This window comes from Nonomuraea turcica (assembly GCF_030718205.1).
In the GTDB taxonomy this organism is placed as follows: Bacteria; Actinomycetota; Actinomycetes; order Streptosporangiales; family Streptosporangiaceae; genus Nonomuraea.
Genome location: NZ_JAUZQF010000015.1, coordinates 188,650 through 211,150, shown reverse-complemented (window position 1 = coordinate 211,150; position 22,501 = coordinate 188,650). Strand labels below are relative to the sequence as shown.

At 72.5% G+C, this 22,501-nt stretch carries 13 protein-coding genes; 8 read left to right on the top strand and 5 right to left on the bottom strand.

The features are described 5' to 3' along the window. Positions 1 to 11 precede the first annotated feature (11 nt). From Q9G87_RS34960 to Q9G87_RS34950, 3 genes are all read left to right on the top strand, one after another. Positions 12 to 4,892 carry a non-ribosomal peptide synthetase gene (locus tag Q9G87_RS34960; protein ID WP_305920831.1) on the top strand — a complete coding sequence of 1,627 codons (4,881 nt, stop codon included), beginning with the start codon at positions 12 to 14 and terminating at the stop codon, positions 4,890 to 4,892. Further along, the gene (locus Q9G87_RS34955; RefSeq protein WP_305920830.1) at positions 4,889 to 10,213 is read left to right on the top strand and encodes a non-ribosomal peptide synthetase/MFS transporter; all 5,325 of its coding nucleotides are present in this window, start codon (positions 4,889 to 4,891) and stop codon (positions 10,211 to 10,213) included. Before Q9G87_RS34960 ends, Q9G87_RS34955 begins: the two co-directional genes overlap by 4 nt. A gap of 116 nt (positions 10,214 to 10,329) precedes the next feature. Further along, complete coding sequence (locus Q9G87_RS34950; protein ID WP_305920829.1) at positions 10,330 to 11,376, top strand: class I SAM-dependent methyltransferase; 1,047 nt, start codon at positions 10,330 to 10,332, stop codon at positions 11,374 to 11,376. Here the strand turns inward: Q9G87_RS34950 and ftsH are convergent. The 3 genes from ftsH to Q9G87_RS34935 are packed head-to-tail and all read right to left on the bottom strand — an operon-like array spanning position 11,358 to position 14,822. Then, positions 11,358 to 13,256: an ATP-dependent zinc metalloprotease FtsH gene (gene ftsH / locus Q9G87_RS34945; protein WP_305920828.1), complete on the bottom strand. Its 1,899-nt coding sequence runs from the start codon at positions 13,254 to 13,256 to the stop codon at positions 11,358 to 11,360. The genes Q9G87_RS34950 and ftsH overlap by 19 nt on opposite strands. Positions 13,257 to 13,296: 40 nt before the next feature. Beyond that, positions 13,297 to 13,971, bottom strand: a complete 675-nt coding sequence (locus Q9G87_RS34940; protein WP_305920827.1) for a response regulator transcription factor — start codon at positions 13,969 to 13,971, stop codon at positions 13,297 to 13,299. Positions 13,972 to 13,991: 20 nt separating this feature from the next. After that, complete coding sequence (locus Q9G87_RS34935) at positions 13,992 to 14,822, bottom strand: S1C family serine protease (RefSeq protein WP_305920826.1); 831 nt, start codon at positions 14,820 to 14,822, stop codon at positions 13,992 to 13,994. Between the two features lie 115 nt (positions 14,823 to 14,937). Between Q9G87_RS34935 and Q9G87_RS34930 the strand changes: the two genes are divergently transcribed. The 3 genes from Q9G87_RS34930 (at position 14,938) to Q9G87_RS34920 (ending at position 17,842) form a co-directional block, all read left to right on the top strand. Then, positions 14,938 to 16,278 (top strand): sensor histidine kinase, encoded by a 1,341-nt coding sequence (locus tag Q9G87_RS34930; protein WP_305920825.1) that lies wholly within the window; start codon positions 14,938 to 14,940, stop codon positions 16,276 to 16,278. 46 nt (positions 16,279 to 16,324) lie between these two features. Next, positions 16,325 to 16,756, top strand: coding sequence for a DUF1003 domain-containing protein (locus tag Q9G87_RS34925; RefSeq protein ID WP_305920824.1), 432 nt, complete (start codon positions 16,325 to 16,327; stop codon positions 16,754 to 16,756). A 189-nt stretch (positions 16,757 to 16,945) separates the two neighbouring features. Beyond that, entirely contained in the window at positions 16,946 to 17,842 is an 897-nt protein-coding gene (locus tag Q9G87_RS34920) for a M23 family metallopeptidase (RefSeq protein ID WP_305920823.1), read from the top strand. On the opposite strand, the gene Q9G87_RS34915 is transcribed toward Q9G87_RS34920, so the two are convergent. Then, positions 17,814 to 18,977, bottom strand: a complete 1,164-nt coding sequence (locus Q9G87_RS34915; protein ID WP_305920822.1) for an NAD(P)/FAD-dependent oxidoreductase — start codon at positions 18,975 to 18,977, stop codon at positions 17,814 to 17,816. The two genes, Q9G87_RS34920 and Q9G87_RS34915, sit on opposite strands and share 29 nt — an antisense overlap. Before the next feature lie 89 nt (positions 18,978 to 19,066). Continuing rightward, positions 19,067 to 20,287: a deoxyguanosinetriphosphate triphosphohydrolase gene (locus Q9G87_RS34910; protein WP_305920821.1), complete on the bottom strand. Its 1,221-nt coding sequence runs from the start codon at positions 20,285 to 20,287 to the stop codon at positions 19,067 to 19,069. An 82-nt stretch (positions 20,288 to 20,369) separates the two neighbouring features. Between Q9G87_RS34910 and Q9G87_RS34905 the strand changes: the two genes are divergently transcribed. After that, complete coding sequence (locus Q9G87_RS34905; RefSeq protein ID WP_305920820.1) at positions 20,370 to 21,866, top strand: M48 family metallopeptidase; 1,497 nt, start codon at positions 20,370 to 20,372, stop codon at positions 21,864 to 21,866. 72 nt (positions 21,867 to 21,938) lie between these two features. Beyond that, positions 21,939 to 22,388, top strand: a complete 450-nt coding sequence (locus tag Q9G87_RS34900) for a DUF6194 family protein (protein WP_305920819.1) — start codon at positions 21,939 to 21,941, stop codon at positions 22,386 to 22,388. Positions 22,389 to 22,501: the final 113 nt, after the last annotated feature.

Below are 22,501 nucleotides of genomic sequence, written 5' to 3'. Positions count from 1 at the left end.
GGAGATCCTTCGTGGCTGGCATCCTGGAAACCGATCGCGTTCACGAAGCCATAGCGGAGCAGGTGCGACGTACCCCTGATCGCATCGCCGTGGTGGCAGGCCGGACCCGCGTCACCTACGGGGAGCTCTACGCCCGCGCCGGGCGGATCGCCGGCGAGTTACGTCGTCGTGGCACGGGACCCGGCGACTCGGTGGGCGTGTGCCTGGACAGGGACGACTCGCTGATCGCGGCGCTGCTGGGGGTGTGGCGGGCGGGGGCCGCCTATGTGCCGCTCGATCCGGCCTATCCGGCCGATCGGCTGGAGTTCATCGCCGAGGACGCGGGCATGGCCCAGCTGATCACCTCTGAGGTCGTGGCCAGGAGGCAGGAGGCGGTGCTGCGAGCGTCGGGCGCCGAAGCCCTGTTCGTCGAGTCCGTGGCCCGCGACGGTGCCGAGTCCATCGAGCAGGTGGACGGCGGCCCGGCGGATGCCGCGTACGTGATCTACACGTCCGGGTCGACCGGCCGTCCCAAGGGCGTGGTGGTCGAGCACCGCAACGCCATGGCGCTGCTGCGCTACGAGGCCACACGGTACCCGGACGAACTGGCCGGCATGCTCTTCGCCACGTCGGTGTGCTTCGATCCCTCGGTGACACAGATGTTCCTGCCGCTGCTCTGCGGCGGGACCGTGATCGTCGCCGACAACCTGCTGGCCCTGTCCGCGCTGCCGGCCCGCGATGAGGTGACCACCGTGTACGGCGCGCCCTCCGCGCTGGTGGCGCTGCTCGGCGAGCCGCTCCCGGCCGGTGTCCGTACGGTGATCGCCGGCGGCGAGCCGCTCACCCGGGCGCTGGTGGATCGCATCTACGCAAACCCCGGCGTACGCCGCGTTGTAAACGTATACGGACCGACGGAATGCACGGTCACCTGCACCTCCCACGAGGTGCTCCGCGATGAGGAGGGCGAACCGCCGATCGGCTCGGCCTACGCCGGTTCCGCGCTCAGCGTGCGCGACGCCGGCGGGCGGCCGCTGGCCGACGGTGAGATCGGCGAGCTGTGGGTGGCGGGGCCGCTGGTCGGCCGCGGGTATCTGAACCAGCCGGCGCTGACGGCGGAACGGTTCGTGACCGACGACGAGGGCGTGCGCCACTACCGCACCGGCGACCTCGTCCGCCGCGAGAACGGGATCTGCTCCTACGCGGGCCGTAACGACGACCAGGTCAAGGTGGCCGGGTTCCGGGTCGAGCTGGGGGAGGTGCAGGGCACGCTGACCCGGCATCCCGGCGTGAACCACGCGGTCGTGCTGACCCAGAACGATGCCCGGGAAGTACGCCGCCTGGTCGCCTACGTGGAACCGGCCGAGGCGGGGGTCGGCGAGGCGGAGCTGCGGCAGTGGATGCGCGAGCGGCTGCCCGACTACATGGTGCCGTCCCGCATCGCCCTCATGGAGCGCATCCCGCTCGGCCCCACGGGGAAGATCGACCGGGCCGCGCTGCCGGCGCTGGAATTCGCCCCCGAGCTGGGCGCCTACGTCGCGCCGCGCAACGACACCGAGCGGCGGCTCGCCGAGATCGTCGGCGCGGTGCTCGGCGTCGAGCAGGTCGGCGTCCACCACCATTTCATCGACCTCGGCGGCGAGTCGCTGGCCGCCGCCCGGATCTGCGCGGTCATCGAACGGGAGCTGAGCGCGCGGATGGCGCTCACCACGTTCCTCGGCCGGCCGACGATCGCCGAGCTGGCCCCGCTCGTGGAGGCCGCCAAGGCGGAGGCCCCGGGGTCCCCCGCTCCCCGGCTGACCCGTCACCCCGGCAGGGACCGGTATCCGCTCACCTCAGCCCAGTACGGCATGTGGCTGTTACGCGAGGTCAGCCACACGCGCAATGCCACCACCCTCGCCTTCCGCCTGCGCCTCACCGGCCTCGACTCGGCCGAACCCGTCCAGGCCGCCCTGGATGCGCTCGTTCGCGAACACGAGGTGCTGCGCACCGTCACCGTGATCGGCGGGGACGGCGAACCGGTCGCCGAGCTGCGGCCGCCGGCGCCGGTCCCGCTGGAGGAGCACGCGTACGCGCCGGAGCCCGCCAGCCTGGCCGAGCGGCTCGCGGTCCACGGCTTCGACCTGTCCGCCGACGTCCCGCTGCTGCGCGCCGCCCTGCTCTGGCACGACGAGCGGACGGCCGAGCTGATCGTCGTCACCGACCACACCGCCTACGACGGCTGGTCCAACGCCACGCTCATGGCGGCGCTCACCGGAACCGTCGCCGAGCAGCCCGTCCAGGTCGGCGACGTGGCCCTGCTGGAGCAGGAGCTCGCGGGCGATCCGGACAGGATGGAACGACTGCGGGCGTTCTGGGCCGAGGAACTGGCCGGGGCCGCGCCGCCGTACGATCTGTCGACGCGCACGCCGAGCGGGCCCAGTCGCTTCCGCGGCACCCGGCTGGTGCACAAGGTGCCGGCGGGGACGGCGGCCAGGGCTGCCGAGCTGGCCGCGGCGACGGGCACGACCCCGTTCGCGGTCTACTTCACCGTGCTCGGGCTGCTGGTGGCGGCCCAGACCGACCGGCCCGACGTGCTGCTCGGCGCGGCCGTCGCCGACCGTGCCCACCCCGAGCTGGAGGGTCTCGTCGGCCCGCTCGTCGACGTGCTTCCGGTACGGCTCCGCCTCGACGGCGACCTGTCCGTACGACGAGCCATCGTCCAGTCGGCGGCCGCCACGACCCGGTCGCTCGATCACATCGGCCTCGCGCCCGGGGAGCGGCTGGCCGTCTCCGGGATCGAGCGTCCACGGGGCACGATGCTCACCCCTGTCGTGCTGTCGTACCAGCCGCCTGCCGTGCCGGTGCGGCTGGAGCGCGACGGGCTCACCGTGGAGCTGCTCGGCGAGCTGAGCGGCGGCGGGGCGCAGTCGCCGTACACGGTGTTCGTGAACACGACGGTGGAGGGTGTCGAGATCCAGGTCGAGTACGACGTCGACCTCTTCACCCGGGAGGAGGCCGCGGGCTTCGCCGATCGGCTGATGCGGCTGCTCGAAGCCGCCGTGACCGGTCCTGACCTGCCTCTGTCGGCGTTCGAGCTGGTCACCGCCGAGGAGCGGGCCACGCTGCTGGCCTGGGGCGGCGGGGCGCCGCTCCCCGAGCCAGGCTCGGCGACCGTCGTCCATGAGGTGCTGGAGCAGGCGGAACGGCACCCGGAGCGGGTGGCCGTGGCGGACGGGACAGGGGAGCTGACCTACGCCGAGCTGGCGTCGGCCTCGGCCCGCATCGCCGCCGCACTCCGAACCGGCCCGGCCGTCCCCGGGGCGGACCAGGCCGCCGCCGGGACAGACCAGGCCGCATCCGAGGGAAACCTGGTCGTGGCCGTGTGCCTGCCGCGTGACAGGCGGCTGCCCGCCGCGCTCGTCGGCGTGGCCAGGGCCGGTGCGGCCTACGTGCCACTCGAACCGGACCACCCGGCCGAGCGGCTGCGGCACCAGCTCGCCGACTCCGGCGCCACGGTCGTGCTCGCCGCGGACGACACCGTCCAGGTGGCGCGCGAGCTGGCCGCATCCACCGGCGCGACGGTACTGGACCTCACCGACCTCGCCGGCCTGCCCATGGGGGACGCGCCGCCCGCCACCACACCGGACGGTCTGGCCTACGTGCTCTACACCTCCGGCTCGACAGGCCGCCCCAAGGGCGTCGAGGTCACCCACGCCAACCTGACCGCGTTCGTGGCGGCGATGCGGGTCATGCCCGGCGTCCGCGACGACGACGTGATGCTCGGCCTCACCCCGTTCTCCTTCGACGTCTTCGGCTTCGACCTGTGGGTCAGCCTGTGCAACGGGCTCCGGCTCGAACTGCTCGACCGTGCCTCGGCCGTCGACGGCCACGCGGTGGCACGGCGCATCGACGACTCCGGCGTCACGCTGCTCACCGCCACCCCGACCACGCTGCGCATGCTGGTCGCGGCCGGCTGGGCGGGCGGCGACCGGGTACGCGTGGTCAGCATCGGCGAGGTCCTCGATCCGGCCCTGGCCGGCGAGATCCTGCTCAGGGTCGGTGAACTGTGGAACTCTTACGGGCCGACAGAGACGACCATCTACTCCACCATGACGAGGATCGGCGCCCCCGTCGGTGACAGCGTGTCCATCGGCGGGCCGCTGCCCGGTGAGCGGGCTTACGTGCTGGACCAGACGGGCCGCCTCGTCCCGCCGGGTGTCCCGGGCGAGCTGTGGATCGGCGGCGTGGGCGTGGCCCGGGGCTACCGTGGTCTCCCCTCGGCCGCGTTCGCCGATGATCCGCTGGCTCCGGGTGAGCGCCGCTACCGCACCGGTGACCTGGCTCGCTGGCGCTCGGACGGCACGCTCGACTTCCTCGGCCGCCGCGACCAGCAGGTGAAGATTCGCGGTCACCGGATCGAGCTGGGCGAGATCGAGGCGGCGCTGCGGGAAAGTGTGCCGGATGCGGTGGTCGCCGTACATGACGAGCACCTCGTCGGCTACCTGATCGGCGGTACGACCGACGTCGGCGGGGTGGAGGCCGCGCTGCGGGAGCGGTTGCCCGACTACATGATTCCGCGCCAGTGGATGACGCTCGACACGCTGCCCACCACCTCCTCGGGCAAGGTCGACAGGGGTGCGCTGCCCAAACCGGACCGGGCCGCCACCCGCACCCTGGTCCCGCCGGGCAGCGACGCCGAGCTGCTCGTCGCCGAGGTCTGGCAGGCGGTGCTCGCCCTGGACGCGGTCGGCGTGGACGACGACTTCTTCGCGCTGGGCGGCCATTCGCTGGCGGCCATGCTGGTCGCCGGCCGCCTCAAGGAAGCGCTGGCCATGGAGGTGCCGGTGCGGTTGTTGTTCGAGCGGCCGCTGCTGGCGGCGTTCGCCTCGGCGGTGGAGGAGCTGCTGGTGGCGGAGCTGGAGGCCGGGCGATGACGGAGACGCAGGAGAGCCTGCAGGACCGGCTGGCGGTGCGGCTGGCCGCCGCTCGCCGGGCCGCGGCCCGTACCGTGCCCGGCATCCCTGCCAGGGCGGAGGGCATGACTGCGCCGCCGTCAGCCGCGCAGGCGCGGCTGTGGTTCCTGGACCAGCTCGCCGAGCCGGGCGACCGGGGCGCGTACAACGTGCCGACGGCCGTCCGGTTGCGCGGGCCGCTGGACACGGCCGCGCTGCTGGCCGCCGTACGGGAGCTGGTCGAGCGGCACGAGGTGCTGCGTACGCTCGTCGACCAGGACCGCGCCGTCGTGGTCGGCGCCGACCGGGTGCCGATCACCGTGGCGGACCTGGACGACCCGGAGCGGCTGGAACGGGAGGCGTACCTGCCGTTCGCGCTGGACGCCGAGCCGCCGGCCAGGGCCGTGCTCTACCGGCTGGACGATGACGAGCACATTCTGCTGCTGACCGTGCACCACATCGCCTTCGACGCCTGGTCCAGGGAGGTCGCGATCGCCGAGCTGGCGGCGCTCTACACCGCCGGGCTCGGCCTGGGCGAGCGCCCGCCCCAGCCGCGTGTGCAGTACGGCGACTACGCGCAGTGGCTCGCCGGGCAGCCGGCCGGCGACGTGACCTGGTGGACCGAGCGGCTGGCCGGCCTCGAACCGGTGCTCGACCTGCCGGCCGACCGCCCGCGCCCGGTCGTCGCCGACTGGTCCGGAGGCGAGGTGCCCGTCAGCATCGGTCCCGACCTGGCGGCCCGGGTGCGGGCGGCGGCCGCCGGAATCGGGGGCACGCCGTTCATGGTGCTGCTGGCGGCCTGGCAGGAGCTGCTCGGCCGCGTCTCGGGCGCCGACGACGTGCCGGTGGGCGTCCTGGAGGCGGGCCGCCTGCATCCCGACACCGAGAAGATGCTGGGCTGCTTCGTCAACACGCTGGTCATGCGGGGCGACCGGACGGGCGACCCGACCGGCCGCGAGCTGCTCGCCCGGGCCCGCGACCTCGCGCTGGAGGCGTTCGCGCACCGGGAGACGCAGTTCGAGCGCGTGGTGGAGGTGCTGCACCCGGACCGCAATCTGGCCACCACGCCGATCTTCCAGGCGGTGCTGAACGTCCTGGACACCCGGCCGGAGCCGCCGCGCTTCCCGGGGCTGGAGGCGGAGGTGTTCGAGCCGCCGCTGCGGAGGGTCAAGTACGACCTCAACCTGGCGCTGTCCAACGCCGGCGACGGTTACGAGGGCTCGCTCGCCTACCGCGCCGACCTGTTCGACGCGGGAACGGCGCGGCGGATGGCCGGCTGGTACGTGACGCTGCTGGACGGCATGCTCGCCGACCTCGACGCCCCGGTGGGTGCGGTGCCCTTGGAGCCGGTCACCGGCCCGCTGATCGCCGGGCCGCGCCGGGACTTCGACCTGTCCAGGCCGCTGCACGCCTGGTTCGAGGACTGGGCGGCCCGCACGCCCGAGTCCGTCGCCGTCGCCGACCCCAACGGCACGATGACGTACGCGGAGGTCGAGCGGCAGGCGAACCGGATCGCGCACCGGCTGGTGGCGGCCGGTGTCGAAGCCGACGACGTGGTGGGCATCCTCGCCGAACGGCACGGGCCCCTGGTCCCCGCGATCCTGGGCGTGCTCAAGGCGGGGGCCGCGTACATGCCGCTCGAACCGGCCTACCCGGACGACCGGCTGGCGTACATGGTGTCCTGCGGAGCGCGCCTGGTGCTGGCCGAGCGGGCGCTGGCCGGGCGGCTGCCCGGCGCGCTGGTCCTGGAGGACGTGCTGGCCGAGGACCTGCCGGAGACCGTGCCGGGCGTGCCCGTCGCGCCGGACCACCTGGCCCACGTGCTGTTCACCTCCGGCTCCACCGGGCGGCCGAAGGGTGCGGCGGTGGAGCACCGGGCCGTCCTGCACTACCTGCGTGCGGTGGCCGAGCGCCTCGACGCGAGCTCCGGCGGCCCGTACGCCTCCTGGGGCGTGGTCTCCACGATGGCCTCGGACCTGGTGATGACCTGCCTGTTCGGCGCGCTCCTGAGCGGCGCCACCGTGCACCTGGTGGACCAGGAGACCGCCACCGACCCCGACGCCTTCACCGCCTACCTCGCCGCCCATCCGATCGACGTGATCAAGATGGTGCCCAGCCATCTGGAGTTGCTGGCGGCGCACGGCGAACTGGCCCGCATGTTGCCGGCCGAGCTGCTCATCCTCGCGGGCGAGGCGACCTCATGGGAGCTGGCCGAGCGGGTCAGGGCCGCCCGTCCCGGCCTGGAGCTGCAGATCCACTGCGGCCCCACGGAGACCACGGTGTCGGTGCTGAGCTGCGTCGCACCGGAGACCCCCACGGGTTCCGCGAACGTCCCGCTGGGCCGGCCGCTGGCGAACGTGGACTGCTACGTCGTCGACCCGGCCGGCCGCCCGCTGCCCGCCGGCGTGCCGGGCGACCTGTGGATCGGCGGCCCCAGCCTCGCTCGCGGCTATCTCGGCCGCGACGACCTGACCGCCGAGCGTTTCGTGCCCGACCCGGTCACCGGCACCACCCGGTGCTACCGGACCGGCGACCGGGTACGGCTCAACGCCGACGGCATGGTCGAGTTCCTGGGACGGGTCGACGATCAGGTGAAGATCCGCGGGTTCCGGGTGGAGCTGGGCGAGGTCAAGAGCGCGCTGCACGACCAGCCGGGCGTGCTGGAGGCGGCGGTGCTGCCGATCGGCGAGGCGCACAACCGCCGTCTCGCCGCGTGGATCGCGCCCGCCACCGTCGACCTCGCGGCGGTTCGCGCCGGGCTGCGGGAACGGCTGCCCGAGTACATGGTGCCGCCGGCCATCGTCGTCCTGGACACCCTGCCGCTCACGCCGCTCGGCAAGGTCGACCGGGCGGCGCTGCCCATGCCGGAGGCGGCCGCGGCGGCCGACCGGGTCCCGCCGAGCACGCCTGCCGAGGTGCGGATCGCCGCGGTCTGGGCGAGCGTGCTCGGCACCGATGACCTGGGCGTCGACGACGACTTCTTCGCCCTCGGCGGCGACTCGTTCATGGCGGTACGCGCGGTCAGGGAGATCGATCCGGCGCTGCGCGTGATCGACCTGTTCACCCGGCCGACGATCCGCGAGCTGGCCGCCCATCTCGACTCCGGCAACGGCGCCGAGCCAGGGCTGCTGCACCGGCTCGCCGGGCCCGCGACGGCGAGCCGTACCGTGCTGTGCGTGCCGTACGGCGGCGGCTCGGCCGCCGCCTACGGGCCGCTCGCCACCGAGCTGGCGGCCCGCCATCCCGGCACCGCCGTCCTGGCCGTCGAACTGCCCGGCCACGACCCGGCCCGACCCGACGAGCCGATGCTCACGCTGCCGGAGCTGACCGACCGGGTCGTGGCCGAGCTGTCCACCCTGAGCACCGGTCCTGTCGCCCTGTACGGCCACTGCGTGGGCGCGGCCGCCGCCACCGAGCTGGCGCTGCGCCTGGAGGAGTCAGGCGTGCCCGTCGCCGGGTTGTTCGTCGGCGGCAGCTTCCCGGACGCCCAGCTGCCCGGCCGGATCTCCGCCTGGTGGAACCGGAGGTTCCCGGCCAACAGGTGGTCCTCCGACCGGTCGCAACGCGACTTCCTGCGTACGCTCGGCGCCCTCGACGAGGACACCGGCGACACCACGATCATGCTGCGTGGCCTGCGGCACGACGTGGAGGAGGCGCAGGCGTGGTTCAGTGGCGAGCTGGCCGCCGCGGGCGCGCGCAAGCTCGCCGCCCCGGTGCTGTGCGTGATCGGCGAACGCGACCGCTCCACCGAGCTCTACCAGGAGCGATACCGCGAGTGGGGCGCCTTCGCCGAGCGCGTGGAGCTGGCCACGATCCCGCGCGCGGGCCACTACTTCCTCAAGCACCAGGCGCCGCGCCTGGCCGAGCTGATCGACGGCCACCTCGCCGACTGGGCGGCGGGCCGGCTGCCCGAGCCGGTCGCCGACGTGGCGGTGGTCGGCGAGCGCGCCCGCAGTGATCTGCGCCGTTTCTACACCGTGGCGGTCGGTCAGACCGCGTCGCTGCTGGGCAGCGCGCTGACCTCGTTCGCTCTGGGCGTGTGGGCCTACCAGGAGAGCGGCCGGGTGTCGGACTACGCGCTGGTCTCGATGCTGGCCACGCTGCCGTCGCTGCTGGCCTCCCCGCTCGGCGGGGCGGTGGCGGACCGGGTGGACCGGCGGCTGGTGATGCTGGCCTGCGACGCGGTGTCCGCCGTGGCGACGGCCGCGCTGGTGGCCCTGCTGATCGCCGGGCGGCTCGAGGTCTGGCAGGTCGGCGCCATCTCCGGTGTGTTGTCGCTGGTGACGGCCTTCCACCGGCCCGCGTACCTGGCGGCGGTGGCCCAGCTCGTGCCCAAGCCGTACCTCATGCAGGCCAACGCGGTCGCGAACCTCGGCACCGGCCTCGGCATGCTCATAGCCCCGCTGGCCGGGGCGGCGCTGATCACCATGATCGGGGTGCACGGGGTGGCGGCGGTGAACATCGCCACCTTCGTCCTCGGCCTGTCGACGCTGCTGCTGGTGCGCTTCCCCGATCGGCTGTTCCGCCGGTTGGAGGAGACGTTCACGCAAGCCATGGCCGGCGGCTGGCGATTCCTCATCCGGCGGCGGCCGCTGATGATCATGATTGGGTTCTTCGTGGTGGAGAACTACCTCGGCATGCTCGCGCTCGCGATCACCGTGCCCACCGTGCTGTCCTTCGGGGACGTCGCGGCCGTCGGCACGGTGACCGCGGCCCAGGGGCTGGGCGCGGTGCTCGGGGCGCTGGTCATGGTGTTCTGGGGCGGCACGGAGCGGCGGGCGATCGGGATGGTCGGCTTCGTCAGCGGCTTCGGCTTCGGCATCCTGCTGATCGGCCTGCGCCCGTCGGTCGCCCTGGCGGCCTTCGGCGGCCTCCTGTCGTGGTTGTTCCTCAGCATCCTGAACACGCACTGGTTGTCGCTCATCCAGCTCAAGGTGGGGCTGGAACTGCAGGGCCGGGTGCTGGCCACCAATCAGATGCTGGCGGTGTCCATGACGCCGCTGGCCTTCCTCACCGCGCCACTGCTGTCCGACCTGTTCGGCCCGTCGCTGGAGCCCGGTGGGGCGCTGGCGGGCACGGTCGTCGGAGACTTCGTCGGCGTCGGCCCCGGCCGGGGCGTCGGACTGCTGCTCGCCGTGACGGGCGCCCTCTTGGTGGTGTGGGGCGCCTTGGGCCTGTGGTACCGGCCGTTGCGGCGGATGGAGGACGATCTGCCGGACGCGGTGGCGGGCGCCGAGATCGCCGACGACCTCGACAGCGTCCAGGAGGAGGCGGACAGGGAGCTGGCCGGCGTACGCACCTGATGCCGCACCACCGCGACAGCGAGGCCGTCCTCCGTGTGAGCGCCGTGAAAGGCCACGGCCGAGTCTTTGCTGAGAGACACCGGTAGGAGCCGGTCCCTCGGGAAAGGAGACCGGCTATGGACCAGGAGAAGGTGAACGAGTTTCTGGGCCGGTTCGTGGCCGACCTGGCGGCGACGGAAGCCGCCGGCTCCGTCGTGATCGGCCGGCGGCTCGGTCTCTATCGGGCGCTCGCGGAGGGGCCCGCGACGCCCGAGGAGTTCGCCGAACGCACCGGGTGCCACCAGCGTTACCTCACCGAGTGGCTGCGCGGCCAGGCCGCTGGCGGGTACATCAGCTACGAGCCCAAGACCGGCCGCTTCTCGCTGACCGAGGAGCAGGCGTACTGCCTGGCCGACCCGAACGGCCCCAACCTGCCGGCCGCGTTCCTGATCGCGCTGGGCATGTTGCGTGCCGAACCGCGGATCACCGAGGCGTTCCGCACCGGTGAAGGCTTCGGCTGGCACGAGCACCACGAGGACGTCTTCGTCGGATGTGACGCGTTCTTCCGGCCCGGCTATGCGGCCGAGCTGATCCCGCACTGGATCCCGGCGATGGACGGGGTCGACGAGAAGCTCACCGCCGGAGGCCGCGTGGCCGACCTCGGCTGTGGTCTCGGCTCGTCGTCGCTGCTGCTGGCAGAGGCGTACCCGCGGGTCACGGTCGCCGGCTCGGACTACCACGCCGATTCGATCGCGCTGGCACGCAAGAAGGCCGCGGAGGCCGGGCTCAACGACCGGGTGAGCTTCGAGGTGGCCACGGCGCAGACCTTCACCGGGACGGGCTACGACCTGGTGACCATGTTCGACTGCCTGCACGACATGGGCGACCCGCTCGCGGCCGCGCGCCGGGTGCGGGAGGCGCTGGCTCCGGACGGCACGTGGCTGCTGGTGGAGCCGAACGCCTCCGACAAGGTGGAGGAGAACTTCAATCCGGTGGGACGCCTGTATTACAGCGGCTCCACGTTCCTCTGCGTGCCCAACGCTCTGTCTCAGCCGGGCGGCTACGCGCTGGGCGCGCAGGCCGGCGAGGCGGCGATGCGCGAACTGATCGCGGAGGCGGGTTTCTCCCGGTTCCGGCGGGCCGCGGAAACTCCGTTCAACGTGGTCTACGAGATCCGCTTGTAAGAGGCCGACGCCGCCGTGTGCACCGTGGGTGCGGACGGGCCTGCGATGTCGTACACGACGTGCCCGTCCAGCGTTTCCTCCGCCAGCAGCCGCTCGACCAGGTCGTGCAGCGCGTCCCGGTGGTGGCTGAGCAGGTCGAGCGCGTACTGCTCGGCCAGGCGCAGGAAGCGGGCGACCTCGCGGTCCACGATCCGCTGGGTGGCCTCCGCGTAAGGGCGGTCGGACAGGTCCGGCGGATAGGCGACCGGGCCCAGCTCGGGGGACAGGCCGTACTCGCGGACCATGCGTACGGCCAGCTGGGTCGCGCCGGCCAGGTCGCTGCCCGCGCCCGTCGAGGCCTCGCCGAAGACCAGCAGCTCCGCCGCCCGCCCGCCGAGGCGGACGGCGAGGGAGTCGTGCAGGTGCTGCTCGGTGTACAGGCGCCGCTCGTCCTCGGGAATCTGGTGGGTGGCGCCGAGCGCCATGCCCGACGGCAAGATAGTGATCTTGGAGACGGGGTCGGCGGTGGGGGAGAGCGCGGCGACGAGGGCGTGACCGCTCTCGTGCACCGCCACCCGCTCGCGCTCCTCCGGCAGTAGGGCGATGCTCTCGTCGCGGCGGCCGAGGACGAGCCGGTCACGGGCGTCGTCGAAGTCGGCCGCCCGGATCTCCGCACGATCGTCACGGGCGGCGCGCAGCGCGGCCTCATTGACCAGGTTGGCCAGGTCCGCGCCGCTGAAGCCGGGCGTGGCCCGCGCGATGACGGATAGGTCCACGTCCAAGGCGAGCCGCTTGCCGCGCGCGTGCACGGCCAGGATGCGGGTGCGGTCGGCCAGGGTCGGCAGCGGCACCTGGATCTCCCTGTCGAACCGGCCGGGACGCAGCAGCGCCGGGTCGAGTGCCTCCGGGCGGTTGGTGTTGGCCAGCACGACGACCGAGCTGTCGCCCGCGAACCCGTCCATTTCCGCCAGCAGCTGGTTGAGCGTCTGCTCGCGCTCGTCGTGCCCGCCCACCCCGGCAATGGTACGGCGGGCGCCGATCGCGTCGATCTCGTCGATGAAGATGATCGACGGGGCGCTCCGCCGGGCCTCGTCGAACAGCTCGCGCACCCGCGAGGCGCCCAGCCCCACGAACAGCTCCACGAAGCTGCTGCCGGTCACCGCGTAGAACGGCACGCGGGCCTCGCCGGCCACCGCGCGGGCCAGCAGCGTCTTGCCGGTGCCGGGCGGGCCCATCAGCAGCACGCCCCGGGGGCCGCGCGCCCCCGCCAGCCCGTAACGTCCCGGGTTCTGCAGGTAGTCGACGACCTCCATGATCTCCTGTTTCACGCCTTCGTACCCGGCGACGTCGGAGAAGCGGGTGTCCGGCCGCTCGGCGTCGGCGACGCGCGCCTTCGTACGCAGCAGACCGCTCATGCCCCCGCTCAGGCTCTGTGCCCGCCGCCCGAGCCACCAGAAGCCGCCGAGGAGCAGCAGCGTCGGGAGCAGCGAGACGACCAGCTGGTAGAGGGTGTCGGTCTGCTCGTACGCCGACACCCCCACCTTGGCCGCCTCCAGGTGCGAGGACAGGTCGCCGGTCGTCAGCGCCCAGGTCGGCGCCTGGGTGGTGAAGCGCCGGCCGTTCGTGAGCGTGCCGGTGACGGCGCCGTCGCTGCCGACGGCCACGGTCGCGACCTGGTGGCCGTCCACTTTGGCGAGCATCGTGCTATACGGCAGGCTCTCGGTCGTCATCGCCGTCCCTATGGCGGGGCCGAAGAAGAACAACGCGAAGAGCAGGAGGGCGAGCACGAACCACCAGCCGCGCCATTGCGGTGGCCGCGGCGGCGGCGTGGACGGCGGGGCGGGAGTGCGCGCGGGCTTCGGCGGCGGGCCCACCAGTGGGTGCCGATTGATTTCTGGCATGGCGAAGCTCCTGTACAAGCCGGGGCCGGTCAGGGAGAGCTCAGACTGCGGGGTCGAGGCGGTAGCCGGCGCCGCGCACGGTCTGGATGTTGTCGCGGCCGAACGGCCGGTCCACCTTGTCACGCAGGTAGCGGACGTAGACGTCCACCACGTTCGAGCCGCCGTCGTAGGCGAAGTCCCAGACGTGCTCGATCAGATGGGTGCGGCTGAGCACCTCGCCGGGCCGCCGCATGAACTCGTGCAGCAGCGCGAACTCCTTCGGCGACAACATGATCGCCGACTCGCCGCGCCGCACCACGTGGCTGACCGGGTCGAGGATGAGATCCCCGACCTGGAGCACGGCCGGCCGCTCGTGCGGGTCGCGGCGGGTCAGCGCCCGCAGCCGGGCGTACAGCTCCGACAACGCGAACGGTTTGGTGAGGTAGTCGTCGGCGCCAGAGTCCAGGCCGCGGACGCGGTCGGTCACGGCGTTGCGCGCGGTGAGCATGAGCACCGGGGCCCAGCGGCCCGCCGCGCGCATCCGCCGGCACACCTCGAACCCGTCGGGCGCGGGGATCATCGCGTCGAGCACGACGGCGTCGTAGTCGTTCTCCGTGGCGCTCCACAGCGCGTCCTCGCCGTTGCCCGCGGCGTCGACGGCGTAGCCTTCGCGGCGCAGTCCGCGGATCAGCATGCGGGACATGCCGGGATCGTCCTCCACGACCAGGACCCTCATGATTCCACCCTAAACGTCCGTCAGGCGAGCAGGTCGTCGATCGTGCGGCGGGCGCCGTTGATGGCGATGGCGAAGCCGATGTTCTGGGCGTCGCCGGCGGCGGCCGTGTTGATGCCCACGATGCGGCCGGAGGCGTCCACCAGCGGGCCGCCGCTGTTGCCCGGGTTGATGGCCGCGTCGGTCTGGATCACATGCTGCAGGCGCGCACCGGCGTCGGTCTGGACGGTACGGTCCAGCGCGGACACGATGCCCTCGGTCACCGTCGGCCCGCCCGGCAGGGCCAGGGCGTTGCCGATCGCGATGACCGGGTCGCCGACCTTCAGCGTCGAGGAGTCCCCGAGCGGCGCGACCGGCAGGCCGGAAGCGTTCACCCGCAGCACGGCCAGGTCGGCCGCCGGGTCGCTGCGCAGCACCTTCGCCGTTAACGTCCGCCCGTCCCGCAGCGTGACCGTGATGGCCTGAGCGCCCTCGACGACGTGGTTGTTCGTCGCGATGAGGCCGCCTGCGGCGAGCACGAACCCGGTGCCGGTGCCCTGCTCGGCGACCGGCTCCATGAGCGCGTTCACCCCGACGGAGCGGGTGCGTACCGTGACGATCGACGGCTCGATCGTGGCCAGGATGGCGGGTGCGTTCACCGCGGCCCCGGACACCGCGGGCGCGGCGGCGGCAGGCGTGCTCGCCCTGGCGACGTCGCGGCCGCCCAGATAACCTCCGGCGCCGGCGGCCGCCACCGCGGCGACGATGGCGAGGGAAGCGGCCAGCACCCGGCCGCCCGCCCGCCGCGACCGGTGAGAGGGGACGGGGGCGGGGTGGACGTGTGACTGGCGTGGCTCGAAGGTGGGGACGCTCATGACAGGCTCCTCGGGTGACGATCCGGTCTTCGTGACTTCAGGATGTGAGCCCGTCGATGAGAGGCAGATGAGAGCCGTCTCGGCCCGATCGGGCGGATTGTGCCAGGCTGTGCACGTGCGGCTGCTACCAGCCTCGATGCGGGCCCGCGTGACCCTCGTCACCGCGGCGGGGGCCGCCTGCGTGCTCGCCGTCTGCCTCGCCCTCCTGTACACCGCACTCGACCGCCAGCTCTGGGCCGCCATCGACGCCGGGCTGACCGCCCGCGCCGGCGACCTGGCCGTGGCACTCGAGGTCGGCGACGCCGTCGCGCTGACCGACGACCCGATGGCCCAGCTATATGGCCCGGACGGCGGCGTGCTGGCCGGCTCCGCCGCGCTGCGGGAGCGGCGGCTGCTTACCCCCGAACAGGTCCGCCAGGCCGTGGACGGGACGCTGGCCACGCGGTCGCTGCCGGTCGGGGAGAACGGCGAGCCGATCTCCGTCCGGGTGCTGACCGAGCGCATCAGCTCCGGCGTGCTGGCGGTCGCGGTGTCGGCCGAGCCCGTCCACACCGCCCGCGACCGGTTGGCGCTGGTGCTCTTCATCGCCGCGCCCCTGCTGGTAGGCGCGCTGGCCATCGGCGCCTGGGCGGTCGTGCGTGCGGCGCTGCGGCCCGTCGACGCCCTGACCCGCGAGGCCGCCATCATCTCGTCGCTGGAGAGCGGCAGCAGCCTGCCCGCTGTGCCGGGGGACGACGAGATCGCCCGGCTCGCCCGCACCCTCAACGACATGCTGGCCCGGCTCGGCGTCGCGGCCGAGCGCGAGCGGGCGTTCGTGGACGACGCCAGCCACGAGCTGCGCACGCCTCTCGCGGTGCTGCGGGGCGAGCTGGAGCTGGCACTCGACGCCATCGGCGACGACCGCGAGGTCGAGCAGTCGCTGCGGGCCGCGCTCGGCGAGGCGGACCGGCTGTCGCGGCTGGCCGACGACTTGCTGCTGCTGGCGCGGGCCCGGACGGGCGCGCTCGTCGTCCGCACCGAGGCCGTGGATCTGCTCGACCTGGCCGCCGCCGAGGCGCGTCGTCTCGGGCCCGCGCTCGGCCTGCGCATCGAGGCCTCCGGCGAGCCCGTCGTGGTGAACGCCGACCCCGAGCGGCTCCGGCAGGTCCTCGCCAACCTGGCCCGCAACAGCGCGGCCGCCGGGGCGGGCACGGTGCGGATCCGGGTCACGGGCGAGCGCGAGTCGGCCACGGTGGAGGTCGCCGACGATGGGCCCGGCTTCCCCGACGGCCTGCTCGACGCGGCGTTCGCCCGTTTCACCAGAGGCGACGACGCCCGCAGTGGCGCGGCGCCCGGCGCGGGACTGGGCCTGTCGATCGTGCGGGAGGTGGTCATCGCGCACGGCGGTTTCGTCTCGGCCCGCAACGGCCCGCCCCTCGGCGGCGCCGTGGTCACCGCCCGCCTGCCGCTGACCTAGCCGCCCTTTCATCCGGTTCTCATGCGCGGCCCGGCACGATCGCGCCATGCAGACCGATCACCACCTCGGCCGGTCCTGGCGAAGCCGCTGGGAGCGTCATCCGGGGGTCCGCACCGGCAGCCGGCTCACCCTCGGCGAACGAGCGGCCGACCGGACGCGGCTCGTCATGGGGTCGTGGCCGTTCGTCATCACCTTCCTCGTCGTGCTCGCCGTCTGGATCACCGGCAACGGCCGGCACGGCTTCGACCCGTATCCGTACATCCTGCTCAACCTGGTGTTGTCGTGCCTGGCGGGACTGCAGGCGTCCGTCCTGCTCATCGCAGGCAGGCGCAGCGACCAGGTGGCCTCCGAGCTCGCGATGCACGACTACCAGACCAACAAGAGTACGGCCGTGGCCATCGCCTCGCTGCGTTCCGAGGTCGCCGACCTGGCCGCCCAGCTGGCCCGCGTCGAGGCGTTGCTGAAGACACGGCTCTAAGCCGCGCTGCGCCGCAGCGTCACGCGGCCGCCTCGCTGCCCGCCGCCCACCCCGCGCACCTGGCAATGAGCCGCCGCGCCGAGGCCGGCAACGCCTTCCTTAACGAACAGTTCTCTTACCCTCTGGGCGGTTAAGAGAGAAACCGGCTCTGCGCGGGTCCCCGGTCGGCTACAAAGGTAAAGGTTGTCGGTGGAAACGGTGACGCGGGTGGAGATCATGCGATCGGGGCATCTCGGACGATGGGCGGCCATGGCAGGCGCTCTGCTGCTGACCGGCGCCTGCACCCAGGCCACCGGCCTGGCGGGCGTGAGCGCCCAGTCGCCCTCCACCGCCCCGGCGACGGGCACGCCGGCGGTCACGGCCACGATCCCGACGCCCAGCCCGTCGGCCGAGCACCAGGCCGCCGAACAGCCGCCGGAGGGCGAGGACCCGGTCAAGGTGCCGCCGCCGAAGTTGTCGAAATACACCTACACGTTCCCGGTCAAGGGCTGCAAGACGACCTACCAGCGCAAGCTGCTCGTGCTGCCCAAGACGACCATCTGGGCCGGGGAGGGGTGCGCGTTCGTGGCGCCGATCGGCGGCGTGGTGGACGAGGTGAACGCGCAGAACAAGTGGCGGCCGTCCACGGATGTGGGCGCCGACCGCGAGGGCAGGTTCGTCACGATCATCGGTGACGACGGCGTCCGCTACCTGGGCGGCCACCTGGACACGGTGGCCGAGGGCGTCAAGCCGGGCGTGCGGGTGAAGGCCGGACAGCTGCTCGGGCGGGTGGGCCGGTCGGGCAACGCCCGCGACACCGGCCCCAACCTCTATTTCGCGATCTCGTGGAAGACCGGTCCGTCCTTGTGGTGGGTACGCAGGGGCATGGTCGAGCCGTGGGACTACCTGGACGCCTGGCAGTCGGGCAACCGCACGTTCTCGCCCCGCGAGGAGACGCTGGCGCTGCGCGGCAGGCTGGGGGAGACCCCGCGCTGCACCGTGCAGTGCTCGTCGAAGAAGGTCGCGAACGACGACCGGCCGGAGCCGCAGACCGGCGACGAAGAAAGCCCGGCCGCGGTCACGATTGCCCCGTCGCCAACTCCTTAGGGTTGACGATGGTGCGTGATCTGATCAGCTCCTGGATCTCTTCGACGACGTCCCAGACGTTGACGTTCATTCCGGCGATCACCCGGCTGTCGCGCAGCCAGTAGGCGACGAACTCCAGGCTCTCGACGTCCCCGCGGTAGACGATCTCGTCGTAGCCCTCGATGTCGCCGGAGAACTCCATGCCGAGCTCGTACTGGTCGGTGTAGAAGTACGGGATCGCGTCGTAGGCGACCTCTTGGCCGAGCATGGAGCGGGCGGCCGCAGGGCCGCCGTGCAGGGCGTTGGCCCAGTGCTCGACGCGCAGGCGGCGGCCGTACAGGGGGTGGAAGGGCTCGGCCACGTCGCCGGCCGCGAACACGTCCGGGTGCGAGGTCCGCAGGGCCGCGTCGGTGAGGACGCCCTGTTCGACCTCGAGCCCGGCGTCGCGGGCGAGCCCGACCTCGGGCACGGCGCCGATGCCGACCACGACGAGGTCGGCGGTGAGCCGCTCGCCGGAGCTGAGCCGCACGCCGGTGTCGGTGATCTCCGCGGCGGCGGTGCCGAAGCGCAGGTCGACGCCTTTACGCGCGTGCATGCGGGCGAACACGTCGCCCAGTTCGGGGCCGAGTGCCCGGTTCAGCGCGGTGGGCTCGGGCTCTACGACGGTGACGGCACGGCCGGCGGCGCGCGCGGCCGCCGCGGTCTCCAGGCCGATCCAGGAGGCGCCGACGATGAGCACGCTCTCGGCCTGCTCGAAGCGTTCTTTCAGCGTCTCGCTGTCGTCGACCGTGCGCAGGTAGTGGCCGGGCCCCGGCAGGCGCCTGGGCGTGGCGCCGGTGGCGATGAGCAGCTTGTCGTACGGCTGGCGCGACCCGTTGCCGAGCCTGACCACATGGTGATCGAGCTCGATGCGGGTGACCGGAATGCCGAGCCGCAGGTCCACGCCGTTGTCCGGGTACCACTCGGGGGCGTGCACGAAGATCTTCTCTCGTTCGCTCTTGCCCTGGAGGTAGTCCTTGGACAGGGGCGGTCTCTCATAGGGCCGTTCGGTTTCCGCACCGATCAGCACGATCTCGCCGTCGAAGCCCTCCTCGCGCAGTGTCTGCGCGGCTTTGGCCCCGGCCAGCCCGGCTCCGACGATCACATATGTGGCCATGGGCGCAGTATCCGCCCGCCGCGCAGATCCGGAAAGCGGGTTCTGTCAGGTGACCAGCCTCATTGGCAAACCTTGGTCAGCACGGGGGGTCAGCGCGAGAGCCGGCGGTGCCAGGCGACGGCCGAGGTGTCGGTCAGTGAGGCGATCTGGTCGATGACCACGCGGACGCGGGCGGCGTCGTCACGAGCCTCGGCGTACGCGGGGCGGAAGGCGGGCTCCAGCGTGCCCGGCGCGCCGAGGGTGATCAGGGACGCCAGTTCGGTGATGAGCTCGCGCTGCCTGGCCTGGTTGGCGTGGTGGTCCTCGGTGGTCATCACGTAGTGGGCGGTGACGCCTTTGAGCAGCGCGCACTCCAGCCGGGTGGCGTGCGGGACGACGAGGTCGGCGCGGTGGCGGGAGCCGTACACCCCTCTGGTGGCGGCCTGGGCGGAGCGGCAGAAGCGGCCGATGAGGCCACTGGTGAGGGCCTTGAGCCCGGCCAGGTCGGCGAGGGTGGCCTCGAAGCGGCGCGGCCAGAGCTTGTCGGCAATCAGCTTGGCGAAGACCTCCTCGAGCTCGTTGAGGTCGGCACCGGGGGCGTACCAGGTGCGGGTGATCTCGCAGACGTGCCGGCGCTCGGTGGGCGACTGGAGCGCTTCGGGGGTGACGTGGCCGGAGTGCAGGGCGTCCTCGAGGTCGTGGACGGAGTAGGCGACGTCGTCGGCCCAGTCCATGATCTGCGCCTCGAAGCTCACCCGTCCCTCCGGGGCGCCCTTCCTGATCCACCGGAACACGGGCAGGTCGTCGTCATAAACACCGAATTTGGCCGACTTTTCGCATGTCCAGGGATATTTGATGGAAGCGTCGAGCGCCGCCCGCGTCAGGTTGAGCCCGGCGCTGCGGCCGTCCTCGGTGAGGACCTTGGCCTCCAGCCTGGTGAGCAGGCGCAGGCTCTGGGCATTGCCCTCGAACCCGCCGCACGCGGCGGCCAGGGCGTTGAGCGCGACCTCGCCGTTGTGGCCGAAGGGCGGATGTCCGAGGTCGTGCGCCAGGCAGGCGGTTTCCACCAGGTCGGGGTCGACGCCGAGGGTGGCCCCCATCTCCCTGCCGACCTGGGCGCACTCGAGGGAGTGCGTGAGCCGGGTGCGCGGGATGTGCTGGCCGCCGCCGAGCGTCTCGCCAGGGCCCACGACCTGCGTCTTCGCGGCCAGCCTGCGGAGTGCGGCGCTGTGCAGGACGCGGGCGCGGTCGCGTTCGAACGCGGCTCGCTCAGGATTGCCGGGAGGTTCCGGAACCCAACGCTCCTGGTCATGCTGGTCGTAGTACGACATCTGTATCAGTAATTTTATCCAGTTTCCCGACTCCGCTAAGGTCGAGCCTCGCGAGAAACCATTTCCTTGGGAGCCCTCCCCCATGACCACAGCGTTTCGAGCGGTGCTGGCCTTCGCCCTGCTCGCCGGCTTCTACGTCCTCGTCGGCCTCATCCTGGCGGCCGCGATCTTCTTCGACGTCATGCTGCTCGTCGACTTCCACGCGAACACCATCAAGATCGCGATCGTGCTCACCCTGGCGGCGGGCGCGCTCGTCCGTGCCCTCTTCATGGTGAGCCGCCGCCAGGGTGGCGAGCAGCCGGGCGTGCCGGTGGGGCGCGAGCACGAGCCCGTGTTATGGCAGACGGTCGAGGACCTGGCCCAGCGGGTACGCACCGCGCCGCCGGACGAGATCCGGCTGGTCCCCGAGGTCAACGCGGCCGTGTCGGAGGACACGCGCTGGCTCGGGCTGCGGGCGACGAGACGGCGGATGTTCGTCGGCCTGCCCCTGCTTCAGACGCTGACGGTGGATGAGATGCGGGCGGTGCTCGGGCACGAGCTCGGCCACTACAGCGGCGCCCACACCCGCCTGGGCGCGCCGGTCTACCGGGGCCGGGTCTCGCTCATCGCCACGGTCCAGGGGCTGGGCAACCACCCGTTCATCCAGCGGCTGTTCGCCTGGTACGCCAAGCTCTACCTCCGCGCCTCGCAGGCCGTCTCACGCAAGCAGGAGCTGGAGGCCGACCAGTTCGCGGTCGCGATCGGCGGCCGGCAGGCCATGGCGGGCGCCCTGCGCAAGATCCACGCCACCGCGCTGGGCTGGGACCTGTACGTCAACCACTACCTGTCGCTGACGGGCTCGGGCGGGGCCCGTCCCGCCTCGGTGTTCGGCGGTTTCCACGCGATGATGAGCGATCCCGCCCGCCAGGCCGAGATCACCAAGCTGGGCGAGGAGCCGGAGGAGGTCTCGCCGTACGACTCCCACCCGAGCCTCGCCGAGCGGCTGGCCGCCATCGAGCACCTGCAGGAGCCGCAGCACGTGCCCGACCCGCGCTCCGCCCTGACCCTGCTGCGCGACGCGAACGTGGCGGTGCAGGCGGTCGAGCAGTCCATGTGGACGCCGGAGGCGCTGACCGGACTGCGGCCGGTGCCGTGGGACGAGCTGGTGGCGCACGGCATGTACGCGGGCCGCAACGCCGACGCCCTGCACGACCTGGCGGTGGCCGGTCAGCGGGTCATGGGGGCGGCGCGACCGTACCTGGACGCGGCGTTCGAGGCGATCGCGCGGGGGCGGCAGGCCGAGCTGGAGGAGCGGCTCCGCGAGCTGGGCTGGAACCCGTCGGACACCCTGCTCGCCGGAGTGCTGGGGCAGGCGCTCGAGGCGGTGCTGATCCAGCTCGGGGAGGCCAAGTGGACGTTGTCGTGGTCGGGGCCCGCGCGGCTGCTGTTCGACGACCGGGAGGAGGTGGCGCTGTCGGAGTACGCGGCCCAGGTGGCGGCCAATCCGGTGGCGGTGGCGGGGCTGCGTCGGTGGCTGGGCGATCACGGCATGCGCCACGACTACGTGCCCGTCCCTGAGCTGACCGCGCACACGGGTTGAGGGTTTATGGGTGCTGTCCTGGGCTTTCGCTGGAAAAGTCTCACAGGGCAGCTTAATGACAGACTTTAAGGCATGACCGAGAGCGAGATCATCCAGTTCGTCACCGGCCTGCCCGGCACCGTCGTCTTCACCCCAGGCCCGGACAGTGAAGCCCCGGAGGTGGCATGGGGCGACACGTTCATCTGGTACGCCCCGGACGGCGAGATCCCCAAACGGCAGCAACCGTTCGCCACGATCGTCACCAAGGACTACCCGGGCAGCGACACCGCTTCCCAGCTCGACAGGCCTGGTATCTTCCGCCTGAACATCGCCGTGGGGCGCGCCGCCTTCGAGCGGCTCATCGGCTACCCGCCCGCGTCGCATGCCGAGCACCACGCCGACTTCGACTACACCGTCATCGACCGGATCCTGCCGAACCCCGTCTACGCCACCGCGGCCTGGATCTCTCTACTGAACCCCGGCGAGCAGGCGCGTTCCTTGCTGACCGACGCCCACGCCCGCGCTGTGGCCCGCCACCGCTGACCTGTCCCGCCCCCGACGTTCCCTGCACCGAGTGGTGCCAGGTGGCGTCACCCTGCGCCGTGCTGTGGGATGGTGACCATTCTGGCGGCAGGTGCCGGGAACGTCGGTGAGGC

Excerpts from the sequence above, each read along its gene's own strand:
- Q9G87_RS34950 (WP_305920829.1), top strand. The coding sequence starts at position 10,330 with ATGGACCAGGAGAAGGTGAACGAGTTTCTGGGCCGGTTCGTGGCCGAC.
- ftsH (WP_305920828.1), bottom strand. The coding sequence starts at position 13,256 with ATGCCAGAAATCAATCGGCACCCACTGGTGGGCCCGCCGCCGAAGCCC.
- Q9G87_RS34905 (WP_305920820.1), top strand. The coding sequence starts at position 20,370 with ATGACCACAGCGTTTCGAGCGGTGCTGGCCTTCGCCCTGCTCGCCGGC.
- Q9G87_RS34910 (WP_305920821.1), bottom strand. The coding sequence starts at position 20,287 with ATGTCGTACTACGACCAGCATGACCAGGAGCGTTGGGTTCCGGAACCT.
- Q9G87_RS34900 (WP_305920819.1), top strand. The coding sequence starts at position 21,939 with ATGACCGAGAGCGAGATCATCCAGTTCGTCACCGGCCTGCCCGGCACC.
- Q9G87_RS34925 (WP_305920824.1), top strand. The coding sequence starts at position 16,325 with ATGCAGACCGATCACCACCTCGGCCGGTCCTGGCGAAGCCGCTGGGAG.
- Q9G87_RS34955 (WP_305920830.1), top strand. The coding sequence starts at position 4,889 with ATGACGGAGACGCAGGAGAGCCTGCAGGACCGGCTGGCGGTGCGGCTG.
- Q9G87_RS34935 (WP_305920826.1), bottom strand. The coding sequence starts at position 14,822 with ATGAGCGTCCCCACCTTCGAGCCACGCCAGTCACACGTCCACCCCGCC.
- Q9G87_RS34915 (WP_305920822.1), bottom strand. The coding sequence starts at position 18,977 with ATGGCCACATATGTGATCGTCGGAGCCGGGCTGGCCGGGGCCAAAGCC.
- Q9G87_RS34940 (WP_305920827.1), bottom strand. The coding sequence starts at position 13,971 with ATGAGGGTCCTGGTCGTGGAGGACGATCCCGGCATGTCCCGCATGCTG.